The organism is Mycobacterium sp. SMC-21 (genome assembly GCF_045310825.1).
Classification (GTDB): domain Bacteria; phylum Actinomycetota; class Actinomycetes; order Mycobacteriales; family Mycobacteriaceae; genus Mycobacterium.
Window position 1 is genome coordinate 16,729 of sequence record NZ_JBJIAO010000040.1, and the last position, 14,772, is coordinate 31,500.

Consider the following 14,772-nt stretch of genomic DNA (forward strand, 5'->3'; position numbering starts at 1 on the left):
TATGGCACTCTACCTGCAAGTTTGGTGGCGACGGCGGCGACCGGACCACGGCTGCCCAACCGCCGGGACCGAGGCCGGGCGACCATCCCGAATACCCTCGCGCGCTGACGGCTCAAACAATTTGCTGGATAACGATGAGAAAACGGACAGGAAGTGGCTCTGGCAACCGACTTGTATTTGCGCAAACGGCCGAATACGGGTACGAATACGGGGTGTTGTCGGCATTGCGCGCGAGCCAGGAGGCGTCGCAACCCCACGCGCCCGAGGCGCCCGACACTCCCGCCGCCCAGCCCGCCCCCGCTGCCAAGTCGAAATGGCGCGACGGCAAGCGCTACGTGTGGCTGCTGGGTCCCATCACCCCCGGAATGGTCGGCCTGTCGTGGCTGCTGGTCTGGCTCACCGGCATGGACGCGTTCTGGTGGACGGGGTCGGTGCTGACGTTCGGGCTGGTCCCGCTGCTCGACCACATCGTCGGCCCCGAGGCCGAGAAGGCTCCCGGCGACCTGCGCAGCCTGGAGGACGACCCGTTCTACCGGATCGCCACGCACCTCTTCCTGCCGGCGCAGTATCTGTCGCTGATCTTCGCGTGCTGGCTGTGGGCCGGCGGCGGCTGGGTGAGCATGTCGCTGGCCGACAAGCTGGGCCTCATGGCCGCGGTCGGGACGGTCGGCGGTATCGCGATCAACGCCGCCCACGAGCTCGGCCACAAGCGCGGCATGTCCGAGCGCCGGCTCTCCAAGATCGCCCTGGCCCAGACCTGCTACGGCCACTTCTTCGTCGAGCACAACCGCGGTCACCACGTGCGGGTGGCGACGCCGGAGGACCCGGCCAGCTCGCGCCTCGGCGAGAGCCTGTATGCCTTCATCGGCCGTTCGGTCATCGGCAGTCTGCGGTCGGCCTGGAAGCTGGAATCCGAGCGACTCGCCCGCGTGCACAAGTCCAAGTGGTCGCTGCACAACGAGGTCCTCAACGCCTGGCTGCTGAGCGTCGTGCTGTTCATCATCCTGGCGGTGTGGTTCGGACCCATTGTGCTGCCGTGGCTTTTCGGCCAGGCCGTGATCGGCATCTTCCTGCTGGAGACGGTCAACTACCTGGAGCACTACGGCCTGCGGCGGCAGAAGTTGCCCAATGGCCGGTACGAGCGGGTGCGCGCCGGGCACAGCTGGAACAGCAACACCGTGATCGCCAACGTCTTCCTGTTCCACCTGCAGCGGCACTCCGACCACCACGCCAACCCCATGCGTCGGTACCAGGCGCTGTGCCATGCCGATGAGGCGCCGCAGCTGCCGGGCGGTTACGGAACGATGCTGCTGCTGGCCATCTGCCCGCCGCTGTGGCGCCGGGTGATGGATCCCCGCGTGCTGGCGCACTACGACGGCGACATCAGCCGCACCGCGTTGCAGCCGGGCTATGAGGCCCGCCTGCGCAAGCGCTACCCTGCCGCGCACTGAACCCTGCCGACGCGGCACATTCGCGTGAGTGAACGACCTCTCAGCGCCAGGTCGGCCGACCCTGGATAGCACTCTGCCGGGTGCGAACCAGTGGTCCGCACCCGGCAGGGTGAATGAAATCAGGCGGGCGAGACGCCGGCGCTCAGCACGCGGACCGCGCTGATCAGGCCGTCCATCAGGTTGCCCTGCTTGAACGACGCCGCAGCCGCGGACACACCCAGCGGGGCAGCCTCTTCGATACCGCGACCGCGGACCTCGGCGCCGTAGACGACCTCGATGGCCTTCTGGTTCGGCGAGACGGCCAGCAGCACTGCGTTGTTCGGCGTCGGCACGGTGGCCAGCACCTCACGCGCGGTGGCGGCGGTGTCCGCACCCAGGTCGCCGATGTAGACGGCGAAGCGGGCGCCGGCGGCGCGCGAGCCGTACTTCAGGGCGTCGTCGAGGAACACCAGGTCCTTGACCGGGAACGGGTAGTGCACCGACAGTTCACCGGGCTCGGTGACGCCGGAGATGCGGCCGCTGTACGTGACGGCGTAGCCGTACGGCAGGTTGGCCGGATCGATGTTTGCGACCTCGGTCTGGCTACCACTTGCCACTTGCGCCACCTCCCACAGTCAGGTGCGAGTCATGGCCGCCGTGGCCGTGATCCGCCGGTTCCTCGGCCGCCCACAGGATCGGGGCGTGGGTCCACTTGTCGGTCATCTTGTAGGTGTCCGGATGCGGACTCTTGCGCAGCAAGAACAGCGCGCCAAGCACCAGCAGCAGCGCCAGCGGCACGCCACCGAGCAGCGAATGAGTAAGTGCAATGCTCACGCGCAAACCGTATCAGTACGCGCACCGCTCACGCTGAGGACAGGGGCAATCCGCGCGCGGATGTCAGGCGGCGCCTTCGCCGAGATACCGCACCCAGGCCGGATCGAGCTCCTTGACCGCCGAGAGCAGTCGCCAGTGCTGTCCTTTGGGCGGCAACGGCACCGCGTGCAGGGTCCAGCCGAGTTCGCTCAGTAGCCGGTCGGCCTTGCGGTGATTGCACGGGCCACACGCCGCGACGCAGTTCTCCCAGGAGTGCTCACCACCGCGGCTGCGCGGCACGACGTGGTCGACGGTGTCGGCCTTGCCTCCGCAGTACGCGCAGCGGAACCGGTCCCGGTGCATCAAAGCGGCCCGGGTCATGGGAATGCGGGCCCGATATGGGACCCGCACATAGCTACGCAGCCGGATGACCGACGGGACGGCGACCGCGCGGGTCGCCGAGTGTATGACGGGACCGGACGGATCGGCGTGGACCACATCGGCTTTGCCGCACAGCACCATGATCACGGCGCGCCGCATGGGCAGCGCGGTCAGCGGTTCGTAGGTCGAATTCAGCAGCAGGACGCGGCGGCGGCCCCAGAGCGAGCCGTCGGTGGGACTTGATTCGACTGCGTGCAGGGGTGATGACAGTGCCGGGCTCGACACAGGCGAACCCGCCGCGGCGCCGTGAAGTCTGTGGCCGCGGACCTTCCTCCGTTGCGACATACGTCCTCCGTGCTGACAGTTCACCACGGATCGACAGACAACGCACGAGAATTCTGGCGTCTTAGCTGGACCATTCGATGAACTTCGCGTGACGAGTCCCGCATGGAACGCGTCATCACGTCCTCGTGGACAATGGCGACCGTGACAGAGGCGCAGCGGTCGTTCTACGACGAAGTCGGTGGAGCGGAGACCTTCCATCTCCTGGTGTCGCGGTTCTACCAACTGGTCCGCGACGACGAAATCCTGCGCCCGCTGTATCCCGAGGACGACCTCGACGGCGCCGAGCACCGGCTGCGGATGTTCCTCGAGCAGTACTGGGGCGGTCCCCGCACCTACGGCCAGGAACGCGGCCACCCCCGGCTGCGGATGCGGCACGCCCCGTTCCGGATCGGCTTCCTCGAGCGTGACGCCTGGCTACGGTGCATGCACAGCGCGCTCGCCTCGATCGGCCCGGAGACCATCGACGACGCGCACCGGCAGGCGCTGCTCGACTATTTCGACATGGCCGCCCAGCACATGGTCAACTCGGCGTTCTGATGACGGATCCGCGGTGGCGGTCCCGCGCGGTCTTCTATCAGCTCTACCCGCGCTCGTTCGCCGACAGCGACGGTGACGGCGTCGGCGATCTCGACGGCGTCACCGCGCACCTGGACCATCTGCGCGCACTCGGCGTCGACGCGCTGTGGCTCAACCCCGTGATGGTCTCCCCCATGGTCGATCACGGGTATGACGTCGCCGACCCGCGTGACGTCGACCCGCTGTTCGGCGGAATGGCGGCGCTCGACCGGCTGCTCGCCGCCGCCGGTGCGGCGGGCATCAAGGTCACCATGGATCTGGTCCCCAACCACACCAGCTCGGCGCACCCGTGGTTCCAGGCGGCGCTCGCCGCGGGCGCGGGCAGCCCCGAACGCGACCGCTACCTCTTCCGCGATGGGCGCGGGCCGGACGGCGTTCTGCCACCGAACAACTGGAGGTCGGTGTTCGGCGGGCCCGCTTGGACGCGGGTCACCGAACCCGACGGCAGCCCCGGCCAGTGGTACCTGCACCTGTTCGACGCCGCACAGCCGGACCTGAACTGGGACCACCCGGAGGTTCCTGCGGATCTGGAACGGACGCTGCGGTTCTGGCTGGACCGCGGCGTCGCCGGATTCCGGATCGACGTGGCGCACGGGATGGCGAAACCGGCCGACCTGCCGGACATGGCCGATCCCGAAGGCGTCATGCTCACCACCCGGGTCGACGATCCGCGGTTCAACAACGACGGCGTGCACGCCATTCACCGCGGCATCCGGACGGTACTCGACGACTACCCCGACGCCGCCACCGTCGGCGAGGTCTGGGTGTTCGACAACGAGGATTTCGCCAAGTACCTCCGGCCCGACGAACTGCATCTGGGCTTCAATTTCCGTTTGGTACGAGCCGATTTCACCGCAGCGGCCGTCCGCGAGGCGATCGAGAATTCGCTGGCCGCCGCCGAACTGGCCGACTCACCGCCCACGTGGACACTGTCCAACCACGACGTCGAACGCGAGGTGACCCGTTACGGCGATGGCCCACAGGGGCTTTCGCGAGCACGGGCGATGGCGCTGGTGATGCTGGCACTGCCGGGCGCGGTGTTCGTCTACAACGGCGAAGAACTCGGGCTGCCCAACGTCGAGCTGCCCGACGACGTCCTGCAGGACCCCGTGTGGGAGCGTTCCGGCCACACCGAGCGGGGCCGCGACGGCTGCCGGGTGCCGCTGCCCTGGTCCGGCGACAGCGCCCCGTACGGGTTCTCGCCGACCGCGCGGACGTGGCTCCCGATGCCCGACGGCTGGGGGCCGTTGACGGTCGCCGCGCAGTCCGCGGACCCGGATTCGACACTGTCGCTCTTCCGGCGCGCAATCGAATTACGCCGGGGCCGAACAGTTTTGGGTCGGTCGGTGCGGTGGCTGCCGACCGCGGACGACCTGCTGGCATTCCAGTGCGAGGACGGCCTGGTGTGCCTGCTGAACGCGGGCAGCACAACGGTCGACACGCCCGGCGGCCGGGTGGTGCTCGCGAGTGGACCATTGCCCGACGGGCGAATCCCACCCGACACGGCCCTCTGGCTGACTTACGATTAGCCCATGCCCGTGGACGCCACCCGTGTCGCGGTGCGGATGTCCGCACCGACGGGTGACGCACGGGCCGACCGCTGGCGGGCGCATCGCGCGACGGTGAAGGCCGACCTGATCGAGGCCACCTTGCGCGCCATCGACGAGTACGGCCCCGACCTGTCGATCGACGACGTGGTGAAAACCGCCGGCGTCCCGCGGCCGAAGTTGTATCGCTTCTTCACCGACAAGGAGACGTTGTTCGCCGCGGTCGGCGAGCGCATGCAGGAACTGATCGTGCAGCGCGTCATGCCCTGCTTCCACGTCACCGCGACGGCATTGGAGCTCGTGAGTTCCGCACTGACCGCCTACGTCGACCTGGTGGCCGAGCGGCCCAACCTCTTTCGCTTCGTCGTCGGCTCCCATTTCAGCGACGACCATTCCCGGACCAAGCTGCTCGAGAACGGCCGCAATCTGTCGAGCGCGATGACCGAGGTGCTCGCGGCGATGGTGCGCGCCCATGGCGGCGACGGCGACCACCTCGAATACACGGCCGACGCGATTCTCGGAGCCGTGGCACTCGGCGTGCTGCGCTGGCTCAACGAGCCGACGATCGGTAAAGACGAACTCATCGCGCAACTGACGCCCGTGATCTGGGGTGCGGTGTCGGCGGCGGCCGCTGCCCGCGGCGTCGTCATCGCACCCGACGAACAGATGGCGTTGTTCGGCACCACCGACTGAACCGGTCCCCGGCCCACCCGGGCCGCCGCGCCCGCTCAGAAAACGTCATTATCCAAAACCCTTGCGCAATGGCGCACGCCGTCGTAACTTCGAACTACTAGAACTCGCGGTACTAGTTACTGAATGTTCGAGGAAAGGCGGGCGGCATGGCCGTACGCAGTGCGCAACCCACGTCAGCGCGGAACGCCGGGGAGGTGTATCCCCGGACCCGGCGAATCCGCTTCCGCTTCAACGAGGAAGCGAGCCGCAAGTACTTCGTCGCCGGCGACATGGTGTTCAGCCATTTCGTCGCCGGTCTCTCGGGCGCATTTCCGCCCGGCGAGGAAGGCTTCATCCGATCGGTCCGCCGATTCGCCGACCGCATCACCGATCCCGAGCTCAAGAAACGGGTCGCCGGCTTCATCGGCCAGGAGTCGATGCATGGACAGGAACATCGGCACCTCAACGAGAAGCTCATCGCGATGGGCTACCCCATCGCGTGGTGGGATTCAGAATCCTTCAAAGACAGGCGGATTCGGCTCGAAGACCGGTTGCCCGCTCATGTGCATCTGGCATTGACGGCCGCCGCGGAGCACTACACCGCGGTGCTGGCCGAACGGGTGTTGTCGAGCGACGAGTTGCAATCGATCCCGGCCGATCCGGAAGTGTGGCATCTGCTGAATTGGCATGCGCTGGAAGAACTCGAGCACAAGTCGGTGGCCTTCGACGTGTACCGCGCCGTCGGTGGCACCGAGCGCACCCGCATCGCGGTCATGGTGGCGGCGTGCGCACTGCTGCTCCCGGTGACGCTCGTTTCGCTTGCCGTCTCGGTCGGGTCCGACCCGGTCGCGCGGCGCCGGCCCGACCGCCTGGTGCGCGAGACGTACGAGCTGTTCACCGGCCCGATATTCAAGGGCCTGCTGCCCGACCTCGCGGTCTACCTACGCCCTGGCTTCCACCCCGACGACGTCGACACGACCGAACTGGCCCAGCAGTGGCGCGACACCCTCTTCGGCACCGACGGCGTCCTCGTCGACCACCTCAGATAGCCGGCACAACGGAAGGAATCGATCATGAGTGCTGACCCGATCACCGCGCACGCGGTCGCTTTTCCCAAGGTGCGGCGGATGCGGTTCCGGTTCGGCGAACCCGAACCGCTGCACCGGCATTTCGTCGAGGGCGACATCGTGTTCAGCCACCTGGTGGCGGTGCTGTCCGGTTCCTTCCCGCCCGGCGAGGAGTCATTCATCCGGTCCGTTCGCCGCTTCTCCGACCAGATCACCGACCCGGTACTGAAGAAGCGCGTCGCAGGGTTCATCGGCCAGGAGTCCGTGCACGGCCAGGAACACCGCAAGTTGAACACCCAGCTCGCCGACATGGGCTATCCCCTCGTGCGGTTCCTGCTGTTCGCCCCGACGAGCGTGCGCCAGAAGGTGGTGCTGCGCATCGAGAAGTTGATCCCGGCGAAGGTGCATCTGGCGATGACGGCCGCCGCCGAGCACTACACCGCGGTCCTGGGCGCGCGGGTGCTGTCGAACGACGAAATCCAGGCGATCCCAGGCGATCCCGAAGTCTGGCGCCTGTTGAACTGGCACGCCATGGAGGAGCTCGAGCACAAGTCCGTCGCCTTCGACGTCTACCGGTCGGTGGGCGGTTCCGAGCGCACGCGCATCGCGGTCATGTGGTTCATGTACTTCCTGACCATCCCCGTGGTCACCGCCGCGGTGGCGTTGTCGATCCTGTTGGACCCGACGGCATGGCCGCGACCGATCACGGTGCTGCGCCAGACCTACGGCGTCTTCCGCGGACCCCTGCTCCGCGGCTTCCTGGGCGAGATCGCCGAGTACCTGCGGCCCGGCTTCCACCCCGACGACGTGCCCACCGACGAGCTCCTCGCCCGGTGGCAGCACGACTTGTTCGGCGCCGACGGCGAGCTCGTCGGCTACGTTCGGTAGCCGGGCCGGACATGACCACCAGCACGAAGGCCGCACGGTCGGCCACGGCGGAGCGACACGAGCCCGATCATGAGGTGGTGATCGTCGGGGCCGGGTTCGGCGGCATCGGCGCCAGCATCGCGCTCCAGCGCAAGGGAATACACGACTTCGTCATCGTCGACAAGTGGGATCACGTCGGCGGCACCTGGCACGCCAACACCTATCCGGGTGTGGCAGTGGACATCCCATCCGTCATCTACAGCTTCTCGTATGAGCAGCGCGGCGGCTGGTCACGCGTCTTCGCGCCCGGCAACGAGCTGCGGGACTACGCCGACGACATGGTGGACAAGTACGGCCTGCGCGACAAGCTGCGGCTGAACACGATCGTGACCGGTGCGGCGTTCGACGAGCAGAACAGCATGTGGCGGTTGACGTTCGACGGCGGCGCAGAAATCACGGGCCGCCACGTGGTGATGGCGGTCGGCGGGCTCGAGCGGCCCAAACTGCCGGACATTCCCGGTCTGCAGGATTTCGGCGGGGTGCTCATGCACACCGCGCTGTGGGATCACGACGTCGAGTTGGCCGGTAAGCGGGTCGCGGTCATCGGCACCGGCGCGACGTCGCTGCAACTGGTGCCGGCGATCGTGGACGAGGTGGCGCACCTCACGGTCTTCCAGCGGACGCCGATCTGGGTGTTTCCCAAGCCCGACAGCACAATTCACGGCATCACCCGCGCAGTGCTGGAGATCGGCCAGGTGCGGTCCGGGCTGCGCGCCGTCGGTACCGTCGCGACCGAGATCGGGATGGGCGGAATGCTCACCGGGCCGGGTTGGCTGGTCGAGGCCACGCGCAAGCTCGCCGAAGCACCCGTGCGGGCGTGGATGCGCAGCCAGGTCAGCGATCCGGCGACCCGGGAGAAACTGATCCCCCGCTACGGCCTGGGCTGCAAGCGCCCGTCGATGTCCAACGACTACCTCAAGACGTTCAATCGCAGTGACGTCAGCCTGGTGACCGACGCCATCGAGCGCATCACCGAGACCGGCGTGGTGACCACCGACGGTGTCGAGCACCAGGTGGACGTCCTCATCTGCGCGACCGGATTCAAACTGTGGGAACGGGATTCGGTGCCGCCCTTCCCCGTCGTCGGCCGCGACGGGCTCGATGCCGCGGAGTTCTGGGCGGTCAATCGTTTTCAGGCCTATCAGGGCGTGTCCGTACCCGGCTTCCCGAACATGTTCATGATCACCGGGCCCTACGGCTTCGTGCTCGGGTCGTACCTGTGGATGATCGAGGCCACCGCGGCACACCTGAGTCGCGCGATCGCCGAAGCCAAGCGTCGCGGCGCCCGGGAGGTCGAGATCCGGCACGAAGTCCATGACGCCTATTTCCGGTACTGCCTCCGCCGGCAGGCGCGCAATGTCCTGTTCACGCCCACCTGCGCAGGGTCCAACACGTATTACATCGACTATCACGGTGATTCCCCGTTCCGGCCGACGACGCACGGCGAGATGTACTGGCAGAACCGCCATTACGACCTCGACGTGTATCGGTACGGGACCGGCACCGCCGATGCCGACCAAGTAGCAGCCACCGCGAAGGACGCCGGATGAAGATCAACAGCCTGGACCCACAGCTCGTGGTCGTCACCGGTGCCGGCAGCGGCATCGGGCGCGCCACCGCGATCCGCTTCGCCAAAGGCGGTGCGCACGTGGTCGTCTCCGACATCGACCTCGACTCGGCACAAGCGACCGCCGCCATGATCAAAGGCGCCGGCCGCCGCGTGTCGGCAGCCCGGCTGGACGTCACCGATCCGGAGGACTGGGAGGCCTTCGCATCTGACGTTCGCACCGAGCACGGGGTGCCCGACGTCGTCGTCAACAACGCCGGGATCGTCGTCGGCGGGCCGTTCCTCGAACTGTCCGCGGCGGACTGGGACAAGCAGCTCAGCGTCAACCTGATGGGCGTGGTGCACGGCTGCCGGGTGTTCGGTGCGCAGATGGCCGAGCGCGGCCGGGGTGGTCACATCGTCAACATCGCATCGGCGGCGGCGTTCACGCCGACACCGGTCATGGCGCCGTACTCGGTGTCCAAGGCGGGGGTCAAGATGCTCAGTGAGTGCCTGCGCCTGGAGCTCAGGCCGTACGGCATCGGGATCAGCGCCATCTGCCCCGGCGTCATCAACACGAACATCGGCGACCGCGCGGTGACCGTCGGCGTGGACCCCGCGCTCGTCGCACAGGCCCAACGTCTCACCAGGCAACTGCAGGAGTTCGCCGAAAAGCTGCCGTTCTCACCGATGAGCCCCGGCCTCGTGGCGCGGGCCGTGGTGCGGGCCGTCAGCTATGACCTGGCGGTGGTGCCCGTGCGGGCCGAGGCCTGGCTCGGGTATGTCATGCACCGCCTCGCACCGGGCGTCAATCGCCGCATGACACAGCCCTTCTCGTTCGATCTGCTCGGGAAGCTGGCCGGGCCGTTGCTCGACCGGGTGACGCCGTCGACCGCCGCGAAGGAGGCCGTCCCGGCTCGCTAAGGTTGGTCGTCAACCGCGCGGGAAAGGCCCACCATGCTCGTCGATCTGTCTCACACCATTCGTGCGGGGCTGGTGACCTATCCGGGGCTGCCGGCACCGTCGATCAGCGACCACCTGACCCGCGAGGCATCCCGCGACGTCTATGCCGCCGGCACCGAATTCGCGATCGGCGCGATCACGATGGTCGGCAACACCGGCACCTACCTCGACTCCCCGTTTCACCGTTACGAGAACGGCGCCGACCTGGCCGGCCTCGACCTGAACACCTTGGTGGACCTGCCGACGATCGTCGTGCACCGTCGGGACGTCACGGCACGCGCGGTCGCCGCCGCCGAGCTGCCCGATGACATCGACGCCGGCTGTGCGGTGCTGATCGACACCGGGTGGGATCGATATTTCGGCACCCCGGCCTACGCCGTCGACGCGCCGTATCTCTCCGAGGGCGCGACCGAGCTCCTGGTGAGCCGCGGGGTCGCGCTCGTCGGTATCGACTCCGTCAACATCGATGACGCCGGCCCGGGGGCCGAAGGTCGACGGCCCATCCATACCGCGCTGCTGGGCAACGGGATTCACGTCGTCGAGCACCTGACCAACCTGGCGTCGGTACCGGCCCGCGGCGCCCGCTTCACCGCCGTCCCACCGCGGATCGAAGGGTTCGGCACCTTCCCGGTCCGGGCATACGCGACCATCCCTGACTGACGGCGGACCGGCCGGCCTAACCTTGACGTCGCGCTGACGAGTCTGGCCGGCTAGTCGCCGGCAACGCCGAGCAGCAGCCCGACCATGTCCCGCACCAGCTTGCCGGTCCGCTTGGGCGGTACTTCGCCGGCGAGCAGATGGCGCCGGACGGCGGCCAGCGGCAGATCGAGCAATGCGAACGCGATCTGATCGACAGGACGGCCAGATGTTTTGGCCAGTAGTCGAATTGCCTTGTCGATGTCGCGCTTGCTGTTCTCGTCCCGCACCGCCAAATCCGTTCGGGCTGCCTCCGCCCACTCGTCCGGATCGAACGCACGCACCCCGGCCTGCAGCACAACAGCTTCCGCTAGGTGTGTGCGACACCAGTCGACGATCCAGACCGCGGCGTCGACGGCGCCGGCGGGCGTGACGGGATTCCCGAGGACATCGAGATAGCCACGCTGGAAGTCGCCGGTGGTACGAAACCAGACGGCAGCCAACAGTGCTGCCCGGTCGGGAAACCGGTGGTAGATCGACCCACTCGGGGCAGAGATTTCGCGGGCCACCGCATTCATCGTGAGCGCCCGCACGCCGCCTTCGGCAAATAGCCGGATCGCGGCATCCACGAAGTCGTCCGCAGAATGCCGCGGCGGTCTTCCCATGTATTAGAGGATATGCTCTAATACGGTTTTAGAGCAATCACTCTAAAACCAGTCCGACGCGCTGGTTTCGTCCCGAGGGAGATCACCATGAGCACACCCAGCGACATAGCGACGAACCTGTACGCGGCATTCGCCGCGCATGACCCCGCCGGCCTCGCGGCGTTGCTACACCCCGACTTCACCGGCCGGGTCAGCGCGGGCATGCCGTTCGGATTGGGCGGCGACGTCGACAGCCCCGAGACGATGTTGTCGAAGGTCTGGGGCGAGGCGGCCACCCACTTCGAAATTACGCCCCAGCCAGACGAATTCGTCGTCATCGACGACGAACGCATCATCGCGTTCGGTTATTACCGAGGCAGCAGCCGCGCCACCGGGAAGCAGTATTCAGCGGCGTTCGTCCACGACATCACCATCCGGGACGGCAAGGTCGTCGGACTGGTCCAGATCACCGATACCCAACGCTGGCACGACGCTCTCGTTGCGAGCTGACGGATCTGGACTGAGTCCTCTGGAGGGTTTTCAGGCCGCGCGCCGCGGACTACCGTCGCGAACATGACCAGTTGGAAAGAGTTCGCGGACGTCGCGCCGCGAATCGCAACCACCTTCGTCCGCCGACATACCGCCACCGGGAACCTGTGCATGCTGGGCACGCTGCGCTCGGACGGATTTCCGCGCATCAGCCCCATGGAGCCACGGTTCTTCGAAGACGAACTGTGGATCTCGGGCATGCCGCACACCACGAAGTTCGACGACCTCGCCCGTGATCCGCGCTTCTGCCTGCACACCGCGACGGTCGACACCCACGTCGGTGATGGCGATGCGAAGTTGTGGGGTGTCGTGGAGGACGTGCAGGACAAGGCCCTGCACCGGCGGTTCGCCGAGGCACTGTACGAACAGACCGGCTTCGACATCCGCGGCCAGGAGTTCGAGCACTGCTATCGCGCCAACCTGGTCGGGGCGTCCGCGGTCGAAGTGGCAGACGGACACCTCGACATCACGGTGTGGAAGCCCGGTAAAGCCGAGCACGTCGTCCGCAAGCACTGATTCGCGCTTGCCCGATCCAGCCCAGCCCTAGGTGTAACTCCCAGACAGGTTGTGAACGGCGTGGTGAGCGGAAGTAGGTGAGGACCTCCGGTATCGGTGTGGTTACCAAACACGCACATCCGATTACCGAGAGGTCCTCATGGTCCACGCTAATGCTTCGTTGACTCCTCGTGGGCGGTTGCGGCTTGCGCAGGCGGTTGTTGATCAGGGCTGGAGTTTGCGGCGCGCGGCTGAGCGGTTCCAATGTTCGGTGGCCACAGCCAAGAAATGGGCCGACCGTTATCGCGACGGTGGCGAAGCAGCGATGGTAGACCGGCCCAGCCGGCCGCATCGCAGTCCGTTGCGGTTGCCGAAACGACGTGAGCGGCGCATCGTCAACCTGCGCTTCACCCGGCGCTGGGGCCCACATCGCATCGCCGCTTACCTGCACCTGCCACGCTCGACCGTTGAGGCGGTGCTGCGCCGCTACCGGATGCCATTGCTGCGGCACCTGGACCAAAACACCGGGTTACCGGTACGCCGGCCCAAACCCCGCCGCTATGAGCACCCGGCTCCCGGCGACTTGGTCCATGTCGACGTCAAGAAACTGGGCCGCATCCCCGACGGGGGCGGCCATCGCAAGCTGGGTCGCCAAGCCGGCCGGCGCAACCGCTGCGGCATGGGATACACGTTCTTGCACCACGCCGTTGATGACCACTCCCGGCTGGCCTACTCCGAGGACCTCACCGACGAACGCAAAGAAACCGCCGCGGGATTCTGGAAACGCGCCAACGCGTTCTTCGCCGACCACGGCATCACCGTCAAACGAGTGTTGACCGACAATGGATCCTGTTACCGGTCAAAGAATTTCGCTGAAGCGCTCGGCCCCGACATCACCCACAAGAGGACCCGGCCCTACCGGCCACAGACCAACGGCAAAGTCGAGCGATTCAACCGCACCCTGACCACCGAATGGGCCTATGCGCAGACCTACCGCTCTGAGGCCGAACGCGCCGGAACCTACCAGCACTGGCTGCATCACTACAATCACCACCGACCCCACACCGGCATCGGCGGAATGACACCAATCGAGCGCCTACGCGTTCACAACCTACCCGTGAAGAACACCTAGGGCGACAGCAGGATCGGGCCACCACGGCGGCGGTACACCGATCCGAACCGCGCGTCGATGCGCAGCCACGTCGGATGCACCCGGACCCGGACCACCTCGTTCTCGGGCAGCGGATCGGGTACGAAACCCATGGCGGTCAAGGCGAATACACACCGCATCGGGATGCCCACCTCGATGTCGCCGGCGCTGACGGTGAGGACGTCCTGGTCGAGCAGCGACGGTGGCGGCCCCTGCGGACCGCTGTGCTCGCGGGCCAGTTCGACGCCGCGCTGAAACAACTCCAGCACCGCGGCCGCCGGCACGTCGTCGAGGTGGCTGAACCCGTCGTCGGGCGGCAACGCACCGCGCCACGCCGAGTCCATCGCGAAGCCCGGGTCGATCCGGCCCGAGCCGGGCAGCTCGTGGCTCAACGCGTCGGCCCCAGCGCACAGATCGGACGGCGCCACCCGCCCGTTCACCACGCGCGCGGCCAGCACCTCGAAACCTGTTGCGGCCCAGGCGACGACGACGTCCACGTTCCGAGCCTTCAACCGCACCACAGCCGCCTCGTCGAGCCGCAGCACGCGCTCGACGAAGGTCGCCAGGTTCTGCGCCTGGACGGCGTCGGCGAGCCAGATTCCGCGCTCCGTCATCGGGCAAAACGCTGCAGGTACTCCCGCTGATGCGGGGCGATGCGCACCAGCATCTGCCGCTCGATGTTGAAGGTGGCGAGCTGGGTCTCCCCGATGACGGCCGGCTTGGAGTCCGGATCGGCGTGCGCCGACCGCACCTCGTAGCCCAGCGTGAAGTCGCAGGCCCGCAGTCGGTTGGTCCAGATGGTCACCTGCAGTGGTGAATCGACAAGGCGCAGTTGGTCCTTGTACTTCACGTTGACTTCGGCGATCAGCAGCCCGGTGGTGGCGACGTCCTCGGCGAAGGGCTCGGTGAGGAACGGCACCCGCGCCTCTTCGAGGATGGTCACCATGGTGGCGTGGTTGACATGCTGATACATGTCGATGTCCGACCAGCGCACCGGCACCGGCGTCGTGAAGCGTTCAGTCACCCGCCCA

The 14,772-nt window shown here is 67.1% G+C and carries 18 protein-coding genes; 12 read left to right on the forward strand and 6 right to left on the reverse strand.

The genetic code is table 11. From position 1 onward, the window contains the following. Nucleotides 1-212 precede the first annotated feature (212 nt). The gene (locus ACJH6H_RS25270) at nucleotides 213-1,451 is read left to right on the forward strand and encodes an alkane 1-monooxygenase (RefSeq protein WP_346414352.1); all 1,239 of its coding nucleotides are present in this window, start codon (nucleotides 213-215) and stop codon (nucleotides 1,449-1,451) included. 119 nt (nucleotides 1,452-1,570) lie between these two features. Here ACJH6H_RS25270 and ACJH6H_RS25275 read toward each other — a convergent pair whose 3' ends face one another. The 3 genes from ACJH6H_RS25275 to ACJH6H_RS25285 all read right to left on the reverse strand — a co-directional run bounded on the left by ACJH6H_RS25275 (nucleotide 1,571) and on the right by ACJH6H_RS25285 (nucleotide 2,969). Next, entirely contained in the window at nucleotides 1,571-2,047 is a 477-nt protein-coding gene (locus tag ACJH6H_RS25275; protein WP_020102225.1) for a DUF5130 domain-containing protein, read from the reverse strand. Further along, nucleotides 2,034-2,264, reverse strand: coding sequence for a hypothetical protein (locus tag ACJH6H_RS25280; RefSeq protein WP_029105398.1), 231 nt, complete (start codon nucleotides 2,262-2,264; stop codon nucleotides 2,034-2,036). The genes ACJH6H_RS25275 and ACJH6H_RS25280 overlap by 14 nt, the downstream gene beginning before the upstream one ends. 63 nt (nucleotides 2,265-2,327) lie before the next feature. Next, nucleotides 2,328-2,969: an HNH endonuclease gene (locus ACJH6H_RS25285; protein WP_212812343.1), complete on the reverse strand. Its 642-nt coding sequence runs from the start codon at nucleotides 2,967-2,969 to the stop codon at nucleotides 2,328-2,330. Nucleotides 2,970-3,101: 132 nt separating this feature from the next. Between ACJH6H_RS25285 and ACJH6H_RS25290 the strand changes: the two genes are divergently transcribed. From ACJH6H_RS25290 to ACJH6H_RS25325, 8 genes are all read left to right on the forward strand, one after another. Next, nucleotides 3,102-3,506, forward strand: coding sequence for a globin (locus ACJH6H_RS25290; protein WP_212814902.1), 405 nt, complete (start codon nucleotides 3,102-3,104; stop codon nucleotides 3,504-3,506). After that, nucleotides 3,506-5,074 carry an alpha-amylase family glycosyl hydrolase gene (locus ACJH6H_RS25295; RefSeq protein ID WP_406776064.1) on the forward strand — a complete coding sequence of 523 codons (1,569 nt, stop codon included), beginning with the start codon at nucleotides 3,506-3,508 and terminating at the stop codon, nucleotides 5,072-5,074. Before ACJH6H_RS25290 ends, ACJH6H_RS25295 begins: the two co-directional genes overlap by 1 nt. Nucleotides 5,075-5,077: 3 nt before the next feature. Then, complete coding sequence (locus ACJH6H_RS25300) at nucleotides 5,078-5,785, forward strand: TetR/AcrR family transcriptional regulator (protein ID WP_346414350.1); 708 nt, start codon at nucleotides 5,078-5,080, stop codon at nucleotides 5,783-5,785. 146 nt (nucleotides 5,786-5,931) lie between these two features. Continuing rightward, nucleotides 5,932-6,813 (forward strand): metal-dependent hydrolase, encoded by an 882-nt coding sequence (locus ACJH6H_RS25305; RefSeq protein WP_346414349.1) that lies wholly within the window; start codon nucleotides 5,932-5,934, stop codon nucleotides 6,811-6,813. A gap of 24 nt (nucleotides 6,814-6,837) precedes the next feature. After that, nucleotides 6,838-7,719 carry a metal-dependent hydrolase gene (locus ACJH6H_RS25310; protein ID WP_346414348.1) on the forward strand — a complete coding sequence of 294 codons (882 nt, stop codon included), beginning with the start codon at nucleotides 6,838-6,840 and terminating at the stop codon, nucleotides 7,717-7,719. An 11-nt stretch (nucleotides 7,720-7,730) separates the two neighbouring features. Continuing rightward, on the forward strand, nucleotides 7,731-9,308 hold the full coding sequence (locus ACJH6H_RS25315) for an NAD(P)/FAD-dependent oxidoreductase (RefSeq protein ID WP_346414347.1): 1,578 nt from the start codon (nucleotides 7,731-7,733) through the stop codon (nucleotides 9,306-9,308). Next, complete coding sequence (locus ACJH6H_RS25320; RefSeq protein WP_346414346.1) at nucleotides 9,305-10,228, forward strand: SDR family NAD(P)-dependent oxidoreductase; 924 nt, start codon at nucleotides 9,305-9,307, stop codon at nucleotides 10,226-10,228. Before ACJH6H_RS25315 ends, ACJH6H_RS25320 begins: the two co-directional genes overlap by 4 nt. A 33-nt stretch (nucleotides 10,229-10,261) precedes the next feature. Next, entirely contained in the window at nucleotides 10,262-10,927 is a 666-nt protein-coding gene (locus ACJH6H_RS25325; protein WP_406776065.1) for a cyclase family protein, read from the forward strand. A gap of 50 nt (nucleotides 10,928-10,977) precedes the next feature. Here ACJH6H_RS25325 and ACJH6H_RS25330 read toward each other — a convergent pair whose 3' ends face one another. After that, on the reverse strand, nucleotides 10,978-11,568 hold the full coding sequence (locus ACJH6H_RS25330) for a helix-turn-helix domain-containing protein (protein WP_346414342.1): 591 nt from the start codon (nucleotides 11,566-11,568) through the stop codon (nucleotides 10,978-10,980). A gap of 87 nt (nucleotides 11,569-11,655) precedes the next feature. On the opposite strand from ACJH6H_RS25330, the gene ACJH6H_RS25335 reads away from it, so the two are divergent. The 3 genes from ACJH6H_RS25335 to ACJH6H_RS25345 all read left to right on the forward strand — a co-directional run bounded on the left by ACJH6H_RS25335 (nucleotide 11,656) and on the right by ACJH6H_RS25345 (nucleotide 13,723). Next, nucleotides 11,656-12,057 (forward strand): nuclear transport factor 2 family protein, encoded by a 402-nt coding sequence (locus tag ACJH6H_RS25335; protein ID WP_346414341.1) that lies wholly within the window; start codon nucleotides 11,656-11,658, stop codon nucleotides 12,055-12,057. 63 nt (nucleotides 12,058-12,120) lie between these two features. Continuing rightward, on the forward strand, nucleotides 12,121-12,612 hold the full coding sequence (locus ACJH6H_RS25340; RefSeq protein ID WP_346414340.1) for a pyridoxamine 5'-phosphate oxidase family protein: 492 nt from the start codon (nucleotides 12,121-12,123) through the stop codon (nucleotides 12,610-12,612). A gap of 139 nt (nucleotides 12,613-12,751) precedes the next feature. Beyond that, on the forward strand, nucleotides 12,752-13,723 hold the full coding sequence (locus ACJH6H_RS25345) for an IS481 family transposase (RefSeq protein WP_043988055.1): 972 nt from the start codon (nucleotides 12,752-12,754) through the stop codon (nucleotides 13,721-13,723). Here the strand turns inward: ACJH6H_RS25345 and ACJH6H_RS25350 are convergent. Further along, a complete protein-coding gene (locus ACJH6H_RS25350) occupies nucleotides 13,720-14,355 on the reverse strand; it encodes a hypothetical protein (RefSeq protein WP_293013022.1) in 636 nt (211 codons plus the stop codon). The two genes, ACJH6H_RS25345 and ACJH6H_RS25350, sit on opposite strands and share 4 nt — an antisense overlap. Then, on the reverse strand, nucleotides 14,352-14,765 hold the full coding sequence (locus ACJH6H_RS25355) for a thioesterase family protein (RefSeq protein WP_061005995.1): 414 nt from the start codon (nucleotides 14,763-14,765) through the stop codon (nucleotides 14,352-14,354). Before ACJH6H_RS25355 ends, ACJH6H_RS25350 begins: the two co-directional genes overlap by 4 nt. Nucleotides 14,766-14,772: the final 7 nt, after the last annotated feature.

Excerpts from the sequence above, each read along its gene's own strand:
- ACJH6H_RS25285 (WP_212812343.1), bottom strand. The coding sequence starts at position 2,969 with ATGTCGCAACGGAGGAAGGTCCGCGGCCACAGACTTCACGGCGCCGCG.
- ACJH6H_RS25290 (WP_212814902.1), top strand. The coding sequence starts at position 3,102 with ATGGCGACCGTGACAGAGGCGCAGCGGTCGTTCTACGACGAAGTCGGT.
- ACJH6H_RS25295 (WP_406776064.1), top strand. The coding sequence starts at position 3,506 with ATGACGGATCCGCGGTGGCGGTCCCGCGCGGTCTTCTATCAGCTCTAC.
- ACJH6H_RS25300 (WP_346414350.1), top strand. The coding sequence starts at position 5,078 with ATGCCCGTGGACGCCACCCGTGTCGCGGTGCGGATGTCCGCACCGACG.
- ACJH6H_RS25305 (WP_346414349.1), top strand. The coding sequence starts at position 5,932 with ATGGCCGTACGCAGTGCGCAACCCACGTCAGCGCGGAACGCCGGGGAG.
- ACJH6H_RS25310 (WP_346414348.1), top strand. The coding sequence starts at position 6,838 with ATGAGTGCTGACCCGATCACCGCGCACGCGGTCGCTTTTCCCAAGGTG.
- ACJH6H_RS25315 (WP_346414347.1), top strand. The coding sequence starts at position 7,731 with ATGACCACCAGCACGAAGGCCGCACGGTCGGCCACGGCGGAGCGACAC.
- ACJH6H_RS25320 (WP_346414346.1), top strand. The coding sequence starts at position 9,305 with ATGAAGATCAACAGCCTGGACCCACAGCTCGTGGTCGTCACCGGTGCC.
- ACJH6H_RS25325 (WP_406776065.1), top strand. The coding sequence starts at position 10,262 with ATGCTCGTCGATCTGTCTCACACCATTCGTGCGGGGCTGGTGACCTAT.
- ACJH6H_RS25330 (WP_346414342.1), bottom strand. The coding sequence starts at position 11,568 with ATGGGAAGACCGCCGCGGCATTCTGCGGACGACTTCGTGGATGCCGCG.
- ACJH6H_RS25335 (WP_346414341.1), top strand. The coding sequence starts at position 11,656 with ATGAGCACACCCAGCGACATAGCGACGAACCTGTACGCGGCATTCGCC.
- ACJH6H_RS25340 (WP_346414340.1), top strand. The coding sequence starts at position 12,121 with ATGACCAGTTGGAAAGAGTTCGCGGACGTCGCGCCGCGAATCGCAACC.
- ACJH6H_RS25345 (WP_043988055.1), top strand. The coding sequence starts at position 12,752 with ATGGTCCACGCTAATGCTTCGTTGACTCCTCGTGGGCGGTTGCGGCTT.
- ACJH6H_RS25350 (WP_293013022.1), bottom strand. The coding sequence starts at position 14,355 with ATGACGGAGCGCGGAATCTGGCTCGCCGACGCCGTCCAGGCGCAGAAC.